The sequence below is a fragment of the Paenibacillus sp. J31R34 genome (genome assembly GCF_059383715.1).
Map to the genome: position 1 here is coordinate 151,793 of NZ_JBXENU010000013.1, position 17,555 is coordinate 169,347.

Annotated in this window: 15 protein-coding genes, 1 tRNA gene and 2 rRNA genes; all 18 read right to left on the reverse strand. The window is 48.1% G+C overall.

Translation table 11 applies throughout. The annotated features are described in order from the left end of the window. Positions 1–49: 49 nt before the first annotated feature. Entirely contained in the window at positions 50–1,585 is a 1,536-nt protein-coding gene (locus AC50YG_RS27940; RefSeq protein ID WP_494831734.1) for a glycosyltransferase, read from the reverse strand. Beyond that, the gene (locus AC50YG_RS27945; RefSeq protein ID WP_494831736.1) at positions 1,578–2,681 is read right to left on the reverse strand and encodes a tetratricopeptide repeat-containing glycosyltransferase family 2 protein; all 1,104 of its coding nucleotides are present in this window, start codon (positions 2,679–2,681) and stop codon (positions 1,578–1,580) included. The genes AC50YG_RS27940 and AC50YG_RS27945 overlap by 8 nt, the downstream gene beginning before the upstream one ends. A gap of 77 nt (positions 2,682–2,758) precedes the next feature. Further along, complete coding sequence (locus AC50YG_RS27950) at positions 2,759–5,341, reverse strand: BclA C-terminal domain-containing protein (protein WP_494831738.1); 2,583 nt, start codon at positions 5,339–5,341, stop codon at positions 2,759–2,761. A gap of 380 nt (positions 5,342–5,721) precedes the next feature. After that, entirely contained in the window at positions 5,722–6,093 is a 372-nt protein-coding gene (locus tag AC50YG_RS27955) for a NucA/NucB deoxyribonuclease domain-containing protein (RefSeq protein WP_494831767.1), read from the reverse strand. A 296-nt stretch (positions 6,094–6,389) separates the two neighbouring features. Beyond that, a complete protein-coding gene (locus AC50YG_RS27960) occupies positions 6,390–7,136 on the reverse strand; it encodes a DsbA family oxidoreductase (protein ID WP_473758615.1) in 747 nt (248 codons plus the stop codon). A 151-nt stretch (positions 7,137–7,287) separates the two neighbouring features. Beyond that, on the reverse strand, positions 7,288–8,331 hold the full coding sequence (locus AC50YG_RS27965) for a hypothetical protein (protein WP_494831740.1): 1,044 nt from the start codon (positions 8,329–8,331) through the stop codon (positions 7,288–7,290). A gap of 137 nt (positions 8,332–8,468) precedes the next feature. Beyond that, positions 8,469–8,627: a small acid-soluble spore protein P gene (locus AC50YG_RS27970; protein WP_473758613.1), complete on the reverse strand. Its 159-nt coding sequence runs from the start codon at positions 8,625–8,627 to the stop codon at positions 8,469–8,471. Between the two features lie 15 nt (positions 8,628–8,642). After that, on the reverse strand, positions 8,643–8,990 hold the full coding sequence (locus AC50YG_RS27975; protein ID WP_473758612.1) for a hypothetical protein: 348 nt from the start codon (positions 8,988–8,990) through the stop codon (positions 8,643–8,645). Positions 8,991–9,248: 258 nt separating this feature from the next. After that, a tRNA-Ser gene (locus AC50YG_RS27980) sits at positions 9,249–9,337 on the reverse strand. 93 nt (positions 9,338–9,430) lie between these two features. Continuing rightward, positions 9,431–10,714 carry a serine--tRNA ligase gene (gene serS, locus AC50YG_RS27985; protein WP_494831748.1) on the reverse strand — a complete coding sequence of 428 codons (1,284 nt, stop codon included), beginning with the start codon at positions 10,712–10,714 and terminating at the stop codon, positions 9,431–9,433. A gap of 21 nt (positions 10,715–10,735) precedes the next feature. Beyond that, positions 10,736–11,317 carry a pyridoxal 5'-phosphate synthase glutaminase subunit PdxT gene (gene pdxT, locus AC50YG_RS27990; RefSeq protein WP_473758610.1) on the reverse strand — a complete coding sequence of 194 codons (582 nt, stop codon included), beginning with the start codon at positions 11,315–11,317 and terminating at the stop codon, positions 10,736–10,738. A gap of 134 nt (positions 11,318–11,451) precedes the next feature. Beyond that, a complete protein-coding gene (pdxS, locus tag AC50YG_RS27995) occupies positions 11,452–12,333 on the reverse strand; it encodes a pyridoxal 5'-phosphate synthase lyase subunit PdxS (protein WP_473758609.1) in 882 nt (293 codons plus the stop codon). Positions 12,334–12,485: 152 nt separating this feature from the next. Next, on the reverse strand, positions 12,486–13,775 hold the full coding sequence (locus tag AC50YG_RS28000; protein ID WP_473758608.1) for a D-alanyl-D-alanine carboxypeptidase family protein: 1,290 nt from the start codon (positions 13,773–13,775) through the stop codon (positions 12,486–12,488). 276 nt (positions 13,776–14,051) lie between these two features. After that, a complete protein-coding gene (gene guaB, locus AC50YG_RS28005) occupies positions 14,052–15,509 on the reverse strand; it encodes an IMP dehydrogenase (RefSeq protein WP_473758607.1) in 1,458 nt (485 codons plus the stop codon). 240 nt (positions 15,510–15,749) lie between these two features. Then, a complete protein-coding gene (locus AC50YG_RS28010) occupies positions 15,750–15,947 on the reverse strand; it encodes a Rid family hydrolase (protein WP_494831757.1) in 198 nt (65 codons plus the stop codon). A 14-nt stretch (positions 15,948–15,961) separates the two neighbouring features. Beyond that, on the reverse strand, positions 15,962–16,654 hold the full coding sequence (locus AC50YG_RS28015) for a class I SAM-dependent methyltransferase (RefSeq protein ID WP_494831759.1): 693 nt from the start codon (positions 16,652–16,654) through the stop codon (positions 15,962–15,964). A gap of 628 nt (positions 16,655–17,282) precedes the next feature. Further along, positions 17,283–17,399, reverse strand: a 5S ribosomal RNA gene (rrf, locus tag AC50YG_RS28020). Positions 17,400–17,473: 74 nt separating this feature from the next. Further along, a 23S ribosomal RNA gene (locus tag AC50YG_RS28025) occupies positions 17,474–17,555 on the reverse strand; the annotation flags it as partial.

Sequence of the window (17,555 nt, forward strand, 5' to 3'; positions counted from 1 at the left end):
TCATCATTCGTGATGAGTGGGGATGCTTTTTTTTACATGCTTATGCCAGCTATTCCTGCCACTCCACGAGCTGTGGATTGACATCTAAAATGGACAGGTATTGCTCCTTCCAGCCATACTTGGCATCGGGGTCAAGCATCTGGTAGCGATGCAGCTTCTCCCGGCGGTGCTCGTCTTTCGCCCAGCCATAATGCTTAAGGCGAATATCCGACAGCTGATGAGGCAGCTCCAAAATATTAGCGGGAAAACGCCCGCAATGCTGCGGTGTATTTTTCCACTTATAATCAAATGTTGGATCATAGCGGAGCAAAAAAGGGCGATAGCTTTCATGTGCCCGCCAAATCGCATCCGATCTATAGGAATGAAGGCTCCAGAAATCGTATAACCGGAAGCAAAATACATTCGTAGTACGGTTTTGCAGCAGGGTTTCGAGCTCCTGAACGAAGCTTTGCTCAAACCATTCATCCGCATCGAGATTCAGAATCCACTCCGGATTTACAGCCAACGTCTCCTCCCACTGCTGCTGCCGAAGCGTAACTTCATTGCTGAAGCGCGAAAACTCGTTGCGGATCAGCTTAACCGGAATGTCTTCCAGCGCCTGTAGGCACACATCGGCTGTGTCATCCGTACTGCCATCGTCAATAATGACCGCGTCATCAATATACTGGCGATGCTGCTCCAGCGCCTGGCGCAAATAGCGGCTGCCCTCATTCCTTACGACCATCGACAGCGTAAGCCGTCCTCTAGCCTTAGGCTGGACTTCTATTTCTTTCTGTAGAAACCGCTCCGCCCCAGCTAAATCCGCACTGCGGTAAATATGATAGGCGGGATAGTGGGTATCCACAAACAGGCGCAAGCCAAGCGCAGCCGCCCTAATGCAGAAATGCCGGTCTTCCCCCCAGAAGGTTAAATTGCTGATGGGGCCAAAATGCACACCTGCTTCCAGCGCACGTCTGCTCAGCAGCGTACATGCGCCAAGACCGCCTACCTCATACACGCCTGGCTCGCTTACATTGGCGTAAAACTGCTCCAAGCGTACCGCAATTTCTTCATCGCTCAGCTGCTCGCCTCTGCCTCGCTCCCACTGTCCGTATTCGTCATGCAGCCATACTTGCGGCTGAGGGCGAGCATCCGGCTGCCAGCGGGTCCAAAAAATTTCCGAAACAATATCCTTGTCGTCCGATACTAGCTGCTCCAGCGTTCTGGCATGCAGCAGCAGGTCGGAGTCAAGCAGAAATACGTAGTCAAACTGACGTTCTATTGCATGCTCAATAATTCGATTCTTAAAATGGGCAACCTTCCAAATGAGCTGCTCACTCCAGCAATGCGTCGTATCGGTGCGTACATACACGTCAGGGCTATCGGAGGATTCTGAACGGGTAATAATGGTTACACCCTCGCGAGCAACAGCAAACTGCTCCAGCAGCAGGCTGCTCGTAACATCCGTATTATCGTCAATGAAGAAGTAGCTTAGCTCCAACTGGTCTGCATGGAGACGCTTCAGCGAAGCGAGAAACAACGCCAGAATCGTCGGCTGCTGCTGAACGGGACTAGCAATGAGCACACGCTTTTTTTTCTCAGACAAGCACGACCCCTCCCTCATCCCTCTTGCTTAACCGCTGGGTCAAATATTCCCGGTTCGCTATCATTCGCTCATCCTCGGGCCGATAGCTGGCCGCCTGCTCATTATGCAAATGGGCCGCTTCATAGTCACCCAGACGGTCGTAGCAGACACATAGCTGAAGCTGCGGCAGCCAGGTAGAGCAGGCTATATTCGCAAAACCCCAGCCTGTTGTGTCCGTGTTCTCCGCGTGAAGCGCCTGCTTATACCAATAAACAGCCATCTGAAGCTCATCCCGCTGCAAAAAATAATACCCAAGGCGGCAGCAAAATTCTGCCCGAGGCTTGTCGTAATAGAAGGAGCGCAGCACGGAATCCATCATGTTACGAGGCTCGTTCAGCTCGTGGTAGCAGTCCGCAAGCCGTCCGCAAGCGAGAATATTATCCTCGATCCAGCCTTTTCCGGTAGCGAGAAACTTGTCATAATAACGAATGGCCGAATCGTAACGGCCATTGTCTTTCAGCTCGTTGGCGTAATAAAACAAGTCGCGCGGGGTGAAAATCTCTCCTCTGCGGAGCCGATTTTCATACATGGTCAAATTGCGGTCGCTGTCATGCCCGAGGCTTTTATGTGTAACGGCCACATCACAATGAACGATGTTTCCGTAAACCTCCAAGTATTCATGTACTGCGCCAATCCACTGAAAGCCCCGCTCACGCTTAACGATGCGATTGCGCCGCAGCTTGTTAACTACGTTGCCGAACTCGTCAAATGACAGGTGATAATCCATAGAGACGGAGTCCACCGTATCGTCGAGCTGGTGTTTGAGTGCCTTCAGCTTGTGCAGCTCGGATACCTCCAGTACATCGTCCGCATCCAGCCACATCATATAAGGCTTCGATGCAAGCGAGAATGCAAAATTACGGGCGGCGGCGAAGTCATCCACCCAGGCAAAAGACTCGACGCGAGCGTTGAAATCGGCGGCGATTTCCCTTGTAGCATCGGTCGAGCCTGTGTCGACAATAATAATTTCATCTACAGCGGGGGCGATAGAGGAGAGACAGCGCGCCAATGTTTTTTCTTCATTTTTGACTATCATGCAAAGACTGATCGCGATCAATGAAACCACACTCCTGCGAGTTGATTCTATTGACCCATCCTATTCATTCACACTTGCCTTGGTGCCCAACTAGCGCATTAGCTTAATTGGATAATGGTCAGTGCCGCCCCAGCGCTGCCTCCAAGCAATGTTGCCGCACCCAAAAGTCCAAATAATTGAAGGGTTACGGTCGAGCCTCCGGTCAACCCAATAATGATATCGTTATTGAAAGCAGATAAGCTCAATACCGGCTCCAACGTTGAGGGCGTACTTGCTACCCCGTTTATTAATAAACGCGAGCCGACCAGTAACGACGCTGTCAAATTAATTTGGTACGTAATATAATATCTGCCGGTTGCAGCAACTGTGAACGTATCGTTAGCCCCATTGACCGTTATGCCTGCGGCGATATTTTGAGAGCTTGGGAGCGGTACATTCGTACCTCCAAGCACAACCGCAATAATGCCTCCCGTCGTATTGGCTGCAAAAGAAGAAACAGCTGTCGTACTAACACCCGTAGTGCCGGTAGTACCGGTAATGCCAGTCGCTCCTGTTGCGCCAGTGGCTCCTGTTATACCCGTAGATCCAGTCGCTCCGGTTATTCCCGTCGCTCCGGTTATTCCCGTTGCCCCGGTCACTCCGGTTACACCTGTTGCACCAGTGACTCCGGTTGCACCTGTTGATCCAGTCGATCCAGTCACACCTGTTGATCCAGTAACTCCAGTCGCCCCGGTTATACCTGTTACTCCCGTCTCTCCGGTCACTCCTGTTGCACCGGTCGATCCAGTCACACCTGTTGCACCTGTGACTCCAGTCGCCCCGGTTATACCTGTTACTCCCGTCTCTCCGGTCACTCCTGTTGATCCGGTCGTTCCAGTCACACCTGTTGCACCTGTGACTCCCGTCGCCCCGGTTATACCTGTTACTCCCGTCTCTCCGGTCGATCCAGTCGTTCCAGTCACACCTGTTTCTCCAGTGACTCCGGTCGCTCCGGTTATACCTGTTACTCCCGTCTCTCCGGTCGCTCCTGTTGATCCGGTCGTTCCAGTCACACCTGTTGATCCAGTAACTCCAGTCGCCCCGGTTATACCTGTTACTCCCGTCTCTCCGGTCGCTCCTGTCGATCCAGTCACACCTGTTGCACCTGTTGCACCTGTGACTCCGGTCGCCCCGGTTATACCTGTTACTCCCGTCTCTCCGGTCACTCCTGTTGATCCGGTCGATCCAGTCACACCTGTTGATCCAGTAACTCCAGTCACTCCGGTTATACCTGTTACTCCCGTCTCTCCGGTCACTCCTGTTGATCCGGTCGTTCCAGTCACACCTGTTGCACCTGTGACTCCCGTCTCTCCGGTAACTCCTGTTGCACCGGTCGATCCAGTCACACCTGTTGCACCTGTGACTCCAGTCGCCCCGGTTATACCTGTTACTCCCGTCTCTCCTGTCGATCCAGTCGTTCCAGTCACTCCTGTGGCGCCAGTGACTCCAGTCGCTCCGGTTATACCTGTTACTCCCGTCTCTCCGGTCGATCCAGTCGTTCCAGTCACACCTGTTGCTCCGGTCAAGCCCGTCACACCTGTAAGCCCAGTTACACCAGTCGCCCCAGTCGAGCCTGAAGCTCCTGTCTCTCCGGTAATGCCCGTTGCCCCGGTTACTCCGGTCGAGCCTGTAACCCCTGCCCCTGTAACGCCAGTTGCCCCGGTCACTCCAGTTGTACCTGTAGAACCAGGCGCTCCGGTCACTCCTGCCCCCGTAGCACCTTTCGTACCAGTCGTACCAGTAGCCCCTGCACCGGCAAGCATCCAATAATCTGCCGAGTTTCCTGGTACTCCGCTTGGAGGTGCCGTGTTAACGACGTACGTGCTCCCATTGAATGTAACTGTCTGATTTACTGGATATGTTGGGGCGACCAGCGGATCAAAAGCCACCATCCCTTCCAGTCCCACCCCCGTTGCGCCAGTCGCTCCCGTCGCTCCGGCGGAACCAGCAGCCCCGTTTGCTCCAGCTGCACCAGCGGCTCCTGCACCGGCAAGCAGTGTATAGTCTGCTGAGTTCCCTGGTACCCCGCTAGGCGGCGCCGTATTCACAATATATGTGCTGCCATTGAATGTAACGACCTGATTTACTGGATATGCTGCAGCAACTAGCGGATTAAAGGCCACTATTCCTCCCAATCCGGCCCCTGTTCCTCCAGTTACACCAGTCGCTCCTGTAGCTCCCGCAGCGCCATTCTCCCCGGCTGGCCCAATGGCTCCCGCAGCTCCTTGCACGCCAGGCAATCCCGCTGGACCCATCGCACCGGGAAGGCCCATCGCTCCAGGCTGCTCTACTACGCCAGGAGTTCCTGCTGCTCCCGGTGCTCCTGCCGGACCCGTTGCTCCAGTTGACCCATCCGTTCCAGCTGAACCGCTAAAACCTCTAACTCCCCTTGGCCCCCTAGCGCCCCTCGGGCCGCGTTTCCCCCGTCTTGCATGTGTTGACCAGTGAATATGGCTATGCCGAGGTTTCCTATTACGTTGCTCATCGAGACATTTCAGTGCCTCTGTCAGCAGCAAAATCGAATCGATCACTTCGCGTTCCGCCCGGACAATATTATTTCTACCCGCCAGCCTCCGCGCTAATTTCAATTCAAGAATGGCGAGATTTAATTTACGCAAACAACTTGCTCTTCTTTTCGCCAACCTGCTCATCTCCCATTATTTTTTAGCATTAACGCTTTTTACTCACTGTGCGCCTGCATGCCGAAATGACATGTCGAATATGTGCACTAGCTCGTTTAACACGATTTTGACGTATTAAACCTTTTACGTGTTGGAGCTGCTTAATCCATTTGCTCAGCTCTTGCGATTTCCGTCCCCTGTTCATCTTCATCCCTCTTTACCTGGTTATTTGCTTGCTTCCTATTCAAAAATATAAAAAATAGACTTTTATCATCGTTACACCAGTCTATGTTTGAACCCAATATGCAACACGGTATTCACCCAGCCCCTGAATATAAAAAAAAGCCCAATCCTCTGCAGCAACGCAGACAATTAGACTTTAACCTACAATAAGTGCTTTCTTATTTGATGACAAAAGCAATTCTAGATCCATTAGGATATTTCTCCAGCTGGTTGCTCACCCATGACCCTGCCCCGCGATTATCCGATGGGTCAATATAAGCAATATGCGCTCCGCTCCCGCCTTCTGCGCACATAGCCATTGGCCATTCATCGCGATCAAAGCCTTTTTTCACTTTGACGCCCTGCAAAGATTTCTTCCGATTCTGATCCGCGCCTTCCCGATCAATCGTACAAATGGGGGATTTCCCTGCTGCAATCGCATCTTTGATATGCTTGCCTGTCTCCGGGTATCGATCCGTTGGAAAATATAATGTGTAATCTGTTCCTTCTGCCGTGTTCCAATCTTTCGCCAGCTCATCGAGCCAGCCCATATACGACGCTCCGGCCAAGGCCAGCATAATAAGCAAGGAAATAAGGGCATTTTTCACTTTAAACTTCTTTTTACGGGACTTTCTTTTCAACGCGCACAGCCTCCTGATGCTCTTTTTCCTCATTTTCTCATCATAAAGGCCAGAGGACAACCCTCGGACAAATTATATTTTTGACCCCTGCAAGGTGATACCTATACATTCTTATATTTCAAAAAAAGCTGAAGCAGCGTCACTTGCCCGCCACCCCAGCCTTCACTGAAATCCGCTTCTATTTATAAACTCCGCTATATATAAAATTACGCCTTGTCTGGATTAGCATCCTGAGCCGCCGAGGGCGCACAAGTGCCATCTGAGCAAGCTGCGCCATCCGCATCATTCGGCAAATCATTGATGACGGTCAGAGCCGGATAAGCTTCATCCCAAGCCTGCTTAATGGCATTCAGGAACACTTCATTCGGCTGAGCACCCGATATCGCGTATTTGCGATTAATGACGAAGAATGGCACGCCACGCACGCCTATTCGCGAAGCCTCCTCCTCATCGCCACGAACGTCCTGTGCATGAGCATCGCTTTCCAGCACAGCAAGCGCCTCTTGACGATCCAGTCCAACCTCGGCAGCCAGATCAGCAAGTGTATCGCGCTCTCCCAGATGCTTGGAATCGGTAAAATATGCACGGAAAAGTCTTTCCGACATCTCGTCTTGCTTGCCGTATTTTGCTGCAAAATGGGTTAAGCGGTGCGCATCAAACGTATTCGTCAGCACCAGCGTATCGAAGTTAAAGGTCAAACCAACAGATGCCGCCTGCTTCGCCAAATCGCTGTTCATCTCGATTGCTTTCTCGCGTGGCATGCCGTATTTGCGGGACAGCATTTCATGCACATCATGCTCGTAGCTGATCGCGGCGTTAGGGTCCAGCTCAAAGCTGCGGAACACAACCTTCACATGCTTGCCATGCTCAAACTTTGCTAATGCGCCCTCCAGTCTCTTTTTACCAATATAACAAAACGGACATGCGAAATCTGACCATACATCTATTTGCATTACAATTCCTCCTTTAAACTCATATACGTATAGTAATATACTTTACTTTTTAAAGCAATAGTATCATTAAGACTACTGCCACAGCGTTATAAAAAAACCGCTCATTCGCTTAGAATGGGCGGCTCCTTTTGTATCATTTTAAGCTATAAAGTTACAGACCTAGTCCCATGCCAGACATCAGCTCATCCATTTTAACTGCGTCGGTCGGAATTTCATACAGGAATTTAGGCGCTTTATTAATGTTGTGATATTCAGCTGTTAACGAACCGCCAATTTTCACGATACCGCCGCTTTCATCCGTAAAGTCTACGTTGATTTTAGCAGTCTGCTGCGATAAATAACCATCTTTAATGGCTCCTACAATAGAGAAATCATTGATTTTCAAGTTTGCTTTCAGTTGATCCAATGTTTCTTGCTTGTTGGCTTCAAAATCTGCCTTCAGCTTCGTTACATCCTCATTCGTGCTATCTATCATTTTCATGAAATCTTCGTTTTTCGTCAAAGTGTCGATTAGCTCTGGAAGCACTTGATTAACGATGGTTTCTACAGCCTGCTGATAGTTTCCTTCATTAATTTGGAAGCGAACCACTTGATCAGCCTCTACTCCTTCAGGGAGCGCTGCATCTTCTTTTTTCAGCGTAGAAAAATACGTTTTCTCATCAAAATGTTTTAAAATAATGCCGCTCACTTCTTGACCAAGCTTCTGCTGGGCAGCCGTGTCCATCATGGCTCCTGTTTCCGCTTGCTTTGACAGCTCCTCCAGATCAATCTCCACAAATTTGTCCGTGTATTGCTCTGGCAGCATAAGCATCGGAAGCGCTGGAATTTTCACATACATCTTTTTGTCAGTCAAAATCATCGGAATTTTAACAGAAAGGCCAGCTGCCGTAATATCCATTTCCATATCTGTGCGCAGCGGTTCTTTTTGATATACTGCTTTAACATTTACTTTAGCGCCTTTAAGCAGGTTGATGGCGTATTGCGCTCCAGCTCCCTCCCCCTGCAGCAATTCGTCTGGCACCGTAAGCTCATCTATCCCAAAGGACATTGTGGACTCATATGAGGTGACTTCCGTCATTTTTTGAGTAGCTTTCTCCAAAGATTCTTTAGGCGACGCACTCGCGCTGCAGCCTGCGACAATAATTAAAGCAGCAGCGATAAATAGCATAGCCACTTTATGTAGTCTGTTTTTCATTCTAGTTGATCCTCCCTATTTGTATCTCTGATTGACATCCCCCCTATTTTATAACAAAACGACCGCACATAGAAGCAATATCCAAAAAATCCCGAATCTTCGAGAAGAAACGGGACTTTTGTATGATTACCTCGATTTTAAGATCCTTCCGGATTTAGGTGCGAAGTATGGTTTTTCTTCTTTGTTTTTTTCGATCCGGACAAAGGCTCCTGCTGGGCTGAGTCATCATTGCGGCTTCTTTTGTCTTGAGATTGACGCTGCGCCTCAGGTACAGGCACGCTGTCTGGCTTGCTCATATCATCGTCCTCCTTTTAAGCGTGTGTAAGCTGCCCAAGCGCTTGGGCGCATTCATGGATATGACGCTTATAATCATGAATCAGTTGTTGAAGAATATCTGTGCGTTCATCCACAGCCTGATGATCCTTTTCCACATCGACAAGCTCTACTTTAATTTCACGGCTATCCACATAGGTTACCTTAAAATCAATTTCATACGACTGGTGTCCCGCTGACTGAATCGTAATTCGCAGCGATTTTGGATCTGCCTCATCGGCTGCTACCTGGCATTTATCCGGCTTGTTCATCATTTCCGGCAGCGTTCGATTCCATGCCTCCACCAGCTCTGGCTGGCTGTAGGTCAGCTCATCTTTTTTAGCCATCTTTATCAACACCTCCACATCCTATAAGATGCGGCGCGAGCCCGCCAATTATTCAGGCAAAATCCAGCATAATCACACGCTTAAGCATAGCGTTATCCACAGTTTTATACACATTCCATGCTAGTTATCCACATTATATACATTTTGTCCACATGGCAATAGTGGATATTGGGGATAACTCTTACTCAAACGTTATCCCCAATCCCAGACAACAAAAAACGCCCAAACCGTAAGGTTGGACGTTATCATTTATTAAGTTGGCGGAGAGGGTGGGATTCGAACCCACGTGGAGTTGCCCCCTAACGGTTTTCAAGACCGCCCCGTTATGACCGCTTCGGTACCTCTCCGTACATAAAATCATCACAAAAATTATTATACCACAGGTTAAAAATGAAAATCAACCCCATCTTTAACCTGTGGATAGTATAGCTTTAAAAACTTTAGGCTTTAGGTCCAATTACGCTGATTCCGCCCATGTAGGCACGCAATACTTCAGGAATGACAATGGATCCGTCCGCCTGTTGGTAATTTTCAAGAATAGCCGCAACGGTACGTCCTACCGCAAGACCTGAGCCGTTAAGCGTATGAACGAATTCCGGCTTGCTCTTCACGTCTCTGCGGAAGCGAATGCCTGCACGGCGCGCCTGAAAGTCCTCTACGTTCGAGCACGAGGAGATTTCACGGTATGTGCCTGCACTAGGCAGCCATACTTCAAGGTCATAGGTTTTCGCAGCGGTGAAGCCCATATCGCCTGTGCACAAAGCGAGTACGCGATACGACAAGCCCAGCAGCTCCAGCACCTTCTCCGCATTCGCCGTCATCTTCTCCAGCTCATCGTAGGACTCTTCCGGCTTCGCAAGCTTAATCAGCTCGACTTTGTTGAATTGATGCTGACGAATCAAGCCGCGTGTATCTCGGCCTGCTGCACCCGCCTCTGAGCGGAAGCAAGAGCTATAGGCTACAAAATGCTTCGGCAGCTCTTCAAGCGACAAAATCTCTTCACGATGAAGATTCGTAACCGGAACCTCGGCCGTTGGAATCAGATAATAATCCGAGTCGGAAATTTTGAACAAATCCTCTTCGAATTTCGGAAGCTGTCCTGTTCCAATCAAGCTGTCGCGGTTGACCAAATAAGGCGGCAGTACTTCCTCATAACCGTGCTTATCACTATGTAGATCCATCATAAAGTTAATCAGCGCTCGCTCTAGACGCGCACCTAAACCACGATAAAACGTAAAACGAGAGCCCGTCACCTTAGCTGCACGCTCGAAATCAAGAATGCCAAGCTCTTGTGCAAGATCCCAATGGGCTCTCGGCTCGAAATCAAATGCTGGCTGCTCGCCAATCCGGCGAAGCTCTACATTATCATCCTCGGATGCCCCAATTGGCACGCTTTCATGCGGCACATTGGGAATCGAAAGCATAAGCTCGTCCACTTGTACCTCTACAGAGCGAACTTCCTCGTCCAATTGCTTAATCCGATCGCCCACTTCACGCATTTCGATAATCAGCGCATCGGCATCGCCGCCTGTCTTCTTCAGCTTCGCCACTTCCTGCGATACGGTGTTGCGGCGATTTTTCAGCTGTTCCGTTTCCTGCAACAGGTCACGGCGCTTTGTATCTAGAACAGGGAAATCTGCGATTAAATCAAGCGATTTACCGCGATTTACCAGCCCTTGCTCTACTTTTGCGTATTCATTACGCAGCCATTTTATATCTATCACGCTTGGGTGGACTCCTCTCTGCTACCGGCTCACTGCCAATTGTTTAATCATATCTACAAAATAGGCATGCAAACGGTAATCATCGGTCAACTCAGGATGAAAGGATGCTGCTAGCAAATGTCCCTGCCGAGCCGCCACAATTTCTCCTTTGTATTCCGAAAGCACATCAACCTGCGATCCAACTTCTTTGATCAAAGGAGCACGAATGAATACCGCGCGAACCTGTTCATCAATGCCTTTAATGTCGAGATCGGTTTCGAAGCTCTCCCGCTGTCTTCCAAAAGCATTGCGCTCCACCGTCATATCCATGAGCTTCAGATGCGCATCCTCTTGTCCTTCAATACGTTCAGCAAGCAAAATCATTCCCGCGCAAGTGCCAAAAATCGGCTTGGATTGCTCAGAAAAAGCTTGAATCGCTTCTAAGAAGCCGTATTGGCGGATCAGCTTGCCTATCGTCGTGCTTTCGCCGCCTGGAATAACAAGACCCTGCAGCTCATCAAGCTGCGAGGTTTGTTTAACGGCGACCGCTTCCGCGCCCGCCGCCTCCAAACTGCGTATATGCTCTGCAACTGCGCCTTGAAGCGCAAGTACACCAATTTTCATCGCCTACACGCCTTTCTTAAAATATAAGAATTTATAAGTTTCCCCTTATAAATGGGCTTATATTTCTCGGACTGAAACGCGCCGCGCCGCCAAAAGACGGCTTTCGGCCGTTTCACCTTATCCAAGCTTGTTGCTTAAATTCCGCGATCCTGCATACGCTGCGAAGCGTCCAGCTTGGAAATTTCAATACCCTTCATTGGCGCTCCCAAGTTTTTCGATACTTCTGCGATCAATTTGTAGTCTTGGTAATGAGTTGTAGCTTCTACGATAGCACGAGCAAATTTCTCCGGGCTGTCGGATTTAAAAATACCCGATCCTACGAACACGCCGTCAGCGCCCAGGTGCATCATCAGTGCTGCGTCAGAAGGTGTTGCTACGCCGCCTGCTGCAAAGTTAACGACTGGCAGCTTGCCGCTCTCGTGCACGCCCAGAAGCAGGTCATAAGCAACGCCCAGAACCTTCGCTTCATTATACAGCTCGTCCTTCGACAAGCCTTGAATTTTACGGATTTGACCATTGATCAGACGAAGGTGGCGAACAGCCTCAACAATGTTTCCTGTTCCCGGCTCACCTTTTGTACGAAGCATTGCTGCTCCTTCTTGAATACGGCGAAGCGCTTCGCCAAGGTCTTTAGCGCCACATACGAAAGGAATCGTAAATTCATTTTTGCTAATGTGGAACACTTCGTCTGCCGGAGTCAAAACTTCGCTCTCGTCAATATAGTCAACGCCCATTGATTCAAGCACTTTCGCTTCTATATAGTGGCCAATACGCGCTTTCGCCATAACTGGAATCGATACGACTTTCATAACCTCTTCCACGATGGTTGGGTCAGCCATACGGGCAACGCCGCCTGCTGCACGGATATCCGAAGGAACGCGCTCCAGCGCCATAACTGCTGTTGCACCTGCCGCCTCTGCTACTTTTGCTTGCTCAGCGTTCATAACGTCCATGATGACGCCGCCTTTTTGCATTTCAGCCATACCACGTTTTACACGCGAAGTTCCTGTTTCCATTCTAAAAAATCCTCCTCAAGGTTTTACACAGCGACCTTCATTCTGAAAGGTTTACGCTTAGCTCCCAATATAATATCGATACTTGCTCTAGGCACTAATTTTACAGGAACGCTCCTTAATCGACAACTATTGTTTTCCCTGTATTTATGTCATTAAAACAGATTCACAATATCATTGAACAGTCCGACGAAAAATTGGCCGATAGCGCGGAACATCAGACGCAGCCAGCCGCCTTTTTCCACATCCTCCGAGGCAATCAAATTAACCGTTCTGTCCACTTTGTTTCCTTCAGCATCCGTGTACTCATAAGTGACCGTTCCTAGCTTCTGACCAGCTGTAATGGGAGCAACCAGTTCTTCCTCTTTCAAAATGTTGCTTTCCTTCAGCTCAATCTTAGGTTCAGCACCCTTTTTCACCGTAAAAGTGATGTCGGACTCGGTAACAGCTGGGACGGTTTTTTCGACACCCTTCTTAATTTTAACCGATTCCAGCGTTTCTACTACAGATTTTGCAGGAAGCACCGATTTCTTCTCAAAGTTGTTGAATGCATAGTCGTACATCTTCGCTGTTTCAAAGAAACGGGCTTCTTTTGACTTTGTATTCATTACGACGCTGATATAACGCGTATCGCCTCGCTTAACAGTACCCGTAAACGTATAACCAGCTGCCGAAATATAGCCGGTTTTCATGCCGTCCACGCCCTCATAGGCATACGCACGTAAATACGTATTGCTTTTGTTCGTTTCCAACATCCAGTTATAGTTCTTCATGGTCGCTGTATCCCGCTGACGAAATTTGTATTCCTGAATTTTCGAATAATCGAGAAAGTCCGGATGTTTTTTCAAAATCGTTTGTGCCAGCTTCGCCATATCGCGAGCCGAAATAAGGGTTGTATCAAGCAAGCCTGTCGCACTTGTAAAATGAGCCGTCGTCAGGCCCAGCTCTTTCGCCGTTTCATTCATCTTGGCAACAAAGCTCTGCTCACTACCGCTAATTTGCGAAGCAAGAGCAATCGTTGCATCATTCGCCGAGCCTACTGCCATAGCAATATATAAGTCCTTTACCGTATGCTGATCGCCTTGCGCCAAATAAATTTGCGAGCCATCTGCAGGAGTATTCGCTGCTTCTTCACTAACGGTAACGACCTGATCCCAAGTTAATCTTTTATTCGTAATTTCCTCAAGTACGATATACTCCGTCATGAGCTTCGTCATGCTGGCAGGAGGACGCGGCGTATCCGCATTGACTTCATAGATGACTTGTCCCGAATCTGCATCTATTAGAATGGCTGATGATAATTCCATGCCCAAAGTGTTATTGACCCAATCTTCCTTACCTGCAGCCGCTGCTGCACCAGACCCTAATGACAGAATAACCAACCACATCGCCATAAAAGCGGCGACAACCGATGTCAGTTTAATCGGCTTTACCTTTGCCTTCAACGTCTTCTCCCCTTTTCATCCGAAAGTTTGTCGTTGTTAATTGTATCACATGCAAGCAGGGGAATTAAACCTCTACTGCGCTTAGCCCCTTTCTCCAGCTGAGCCCTTGCAGGAAGCCCATTTGAGCAGCTAAGACCCCTTGAAACTGTCCTGGAGCAATAATTACCATGTAAAATAGTGGATCTAAATCAATGCCTGCTTTAGAAAAAAAGACAGACCCGACAAAAGCGAAGTTCCGCTTTCTTGTGGTCTGTCTCTGGCCCGTTAGTCGGGATATTAAAGCGAGTAGTTAGGCGCTTCCTTTGTGATTTGTACATCATGTGGATGGCTTTCACGAAGTCCTGCACCCGAAATGCGGATAAAGTGAGTATCGTTTTTCAGCTGCTCCAGGTTTGAAGTGCCGCAATAGCCCATACCGGAACGCAAGCCGCCAAGCAACTGATGAACGGTATCCGACAAAGGACCTTTGAATGGCACACGGCCTTCAATGCCTTCTGGAACTAGCTTGTTCTCATTTTCTTGGAAGTAACGGTCCTTGCTGCCTTCTTTCATTGCGCCAAGGGAACCCATACCGCGATACACTTTAAAGCTTCTGCCTTGGAAAATCTCTGTTTCGCCAGGGCTTTCAGATGTACCTGCAAACAAGCTGCCGATCATAATTGCGCTTGCGCCTGCTGCAATTGCTTTCGTAATATCGCCGGAATATTTGATACCGCCATCAGCGATAACCGGAACATTGTATTCACGAGCAACGGAAGCACAGTCATAAATCGCTGTAATCTGTGGTACGCCGATACCAGCGATTACACGGGTTGTACAGATCGAGCCTGGACCAATGCCGACTTTAACGACAGATGCGCCTGCTTCAATCAAATCACGTGTAGCTTCGCCTGTAGCCACATTACCTGCAATAATCGTCAATTCTGGGTATTGCTTGCGGATTTTGCGAACTGCCTCAATGATATTGATATGATGGCCGTGTGCAGAGTCTACAACGAGAATATCGATGCCTGCTTGTACAAGTGCTTCCGTACGATCCATTGTATCTTTAGAAATACCAACAGCTGCTCCGCAAAGCAAGCGGCCATGGGTATCTTTTGCAGCATTAGGGAATTGAATCGCCTTCTCAATGTCCTTGATTGTAATCAAGCCTTTGAGCGTATTCGAATCGTCCACCAATGGCAATTTCTCAATTTTGTGCTTTTGCAGCAATACTTCTGCCTCAGTAAGCGTCGTGCCGACTGGAGCCGTTACTACATTGTCACGTGTCATGACTTCATGGATTTTAATGGAATAATCATGTATAAAACGTAGGTCACGATTCGTCAGAATACCAACAAGCTTCTTGTCAGCATCTACAATCGGTACGCCCGAAATGCGATATTTACCCATTAATTCTTCCGCATCATACACATGGTGATCTGCTGTAAGCGAGAAGGGATTCGTAATAACGCCGCTTTCCGAGCGTTTCACGCGATCTACTTCTTCCGCTTGTTGTGCAATGGACATATTCTTGTGAATAATGCCGATTCCGCCCTCACGCGCTATTGCAATAGCAAGAGCTGCTTCCGTAACCGTGTCCATCCCTGCGCTGATCAATGGAATATTCAGCTTGATGTTAGCAGAAAGTTTTGTCGAAATATCCGATTCTCTTGGCAGTACTTCCGATTTCCTTGGAACGAGCAGCACATCATCAAATGTTAGGCCTTCCTTGGCAAATTTTGATTCCCACACGAATATGTTCCTCCCTTAAATTGAGCCGTCTTCACGTATATTATTGCAATATTAGCAGAGGGGTCATGGGCTGTCAAGGCTGGCACAAGGCTAGCTTTTCCCGTTTTGCAATAAGCTTTTTGTCTGAATTTTCTCACTAAATAGAAGCATTACGCTTACATGCAGCAGCTTTGTATTTAAAAGCAGCGGATTGTCTGTAATAAAAGAGGTTACAAGTTTAACCTTCTGCACGGTATTAAGCTAAGCGTTTGAATGAAAACATTTCAATTTCTTTTCAGCTCCTAACGGCAGCACCGCTCCACCGATTGTCCTACTCGCCGGGTAAGGTGCGGTGAAATCTGTTTCATAAACGGCATTCATCGCTTTAAAATCATACATACTCGTTAGAAACACATTTACTTTGACGATATGTTCTAGACCTAGCTCCGTCTGCTCCATTATGTCATTGCCGATTAAATATATTCAGGAGCTTGCTTAAACGCTGCAAAAACAGCAAACTCATGCTGCTTATAGACACAATCAGTGGCTGCAAAGCCACTATCGTGCAGCCACTTCAGCTGATCATTGACCGTTGCGTTCTGATCCAGCTTTCTGCGCTCAATCGCGGACTGTATGGCCTGCTCAGTCAATTCCCCTTTGCCAATCTGCTGCTCCCATATGCTCTTATAAGCGTGATCAAAGCAAGGCAAGCTTCCAGCAGCTTGGTCAGCATTAATAAAGCTGCCATCCTCCTCCAGAAGCCCATACACGGTATGAAACAGCTCCTGCTTGGACTCGTGGCTTAAGTGATGAATAGATAAGGACGAAATAATGATGTCATATTTTTGCTTAAATGTGTACTTCGTATAGTCCGCTGCAATGTACTCGAGCTGCTGACTGTCATCAAATCTCGATCGAGCCACTTTCATCATTTCTTCACTTAAATCAATCAAGGTAAACTCAGCATGCGGGTATTTTTGCTGAACCAACGCAGCGAACAAGCCAGTACCAGCACCAAGGTCCAAAATACGAGGCTTCTGCTTCGTTGTGTGCACCCAATTCACAGCTGTTCCATAAAACTCATCAAAGCAGGGAATCAGCTGATGCCGCTGTACATCATATTCCTTTGCAACTTGATCAAACAACGTCTTAATAGACTGTTCCATCCCCAAAACCTCCTGCTGCGTTCCGCATTTTTAGAAAGCTCAGCAAGTCCATATTACCGCCACAGTATTTGTAAAACAAACTAAAATACAGTCGCTTTAGAGCCGAACGCATATATTCATACTATAATAATACTTTACAAAATCAAACAGATATTTTAATTAGAATATTATCAAATAGGTTGGATATCGATAGCTCATCACTATCACTATTTATATTTTGTAGTTGAAATTGCGCTAAGGAAGTTATTCATTCCCATAAACGAGATATATTTTCAGAAATATTATGCTACTTAAAAATTCGCTATTTGCTACTTATTCAAAAGTTAAACTGCGTTTATTTCGCGATAAATAATATTATAAACTCAGTAACAATCGTCACGGAATGTCCTTATTTAAAATCCTATCTCCGATAATCATTAGGTAATTTCCCTTCCAAACACGAGTAAACAGCTAATCTATATCGTCTATAAAGCTTAAAAGACCTATATAGGAGTTATGCATACGGTAGGTAAGCATATGAAATATAAAACGCCAAAGACCCTCTGAACAAAAGGTCTTTGGCGCGATCTAAATTATTGAATAAAAAACGAAACAAAAAACCTGCCGCAAACTGCGACAGGCTTCTCGTGCTTGGCGACGTCCTACTCTCCCAGGACCCTGCGGTCCAAGTACCATCGGCGCTGGAGGGCTTAACGGTCGTGTTCGGGATGGGAACGCGTGGTTCCCCTCCGCCATCGCCACCAAACGGCTTACATACGGGTATTGCTACCCTCAAAACTGGATGCGAAAGACAAAGTGTAAAACATTTAGCGTGTTGTTTAGGATAAGCCCTCGACCGATTAGTATTCGTCAGCTGCACGCATTGCTGCGCTTCCACCCCGAACCTATCAACCTCGTCGTC

Coding starts and splice junctions, on each gene's coding strand:
- AC50YG_RS27965 (WP_494831740.1), bottom strand. CDS start 8,331: ATGAAAAACAGACTACATAAAGTGGCTATGCTATTTATCGCTGCTGCT.
- AC50YG_RS27970 (WP_473758613.1), bottom strand. CDS start 8,627: ATGAGCAAGCCAGACAGCGTGCCTGTACCTGAGGCGCAGCGTCAATCT.
- AC50YG_RS28010 (WP_494831757.1), bottom strand. CDS start 15,947: ATGGAGCAGACGGAGCTAGGTCTAGAACATATCGTCAAAGTAAATGTG.
- pdxS (WP_473758609.1), bottom strand. CDS start 12,333: ATGGAAACAGGAACTTCGCGTGTAAAACGTGGTATGGCTGAAATGCAA.
- AC50YG_RS27955 (WP_494831767.1), bottom strand. CDS start 6,093: ATGGGCTGGCTCGATGAGCTGGCGAAAGATTGGAACACGGCAGAAGGA.
- AC50YG_RS27960 (WP_473758615.1), bottom strand. CDS start 7,136: ATGCAAATAGATGTATGGTCAGATTTCGCATGTCCGTTTTGTTATATT.
- pdxT (WP_473758610.1), bottom strand. CDS start 11,317: ATGAAAATTGGTGTACTTGCGCTTCAAGGCGCAGTTGCAGAGCATATA.
- AC50YG_RS28015 (WP_494831759.1), bottom strand. CDS start 16,654: ATGGAACAGTCTATTAAGACGTTGTTTGATCAAGTTGCAAAGGAATAT.
- AC50YG_RS27975 (WP_473758612.1), bottom strand. CDS start 8,990: ATGGCTAAAAAAGATGAGCTGACCTACAGCCAGCCAGAGCTGGTGGAG.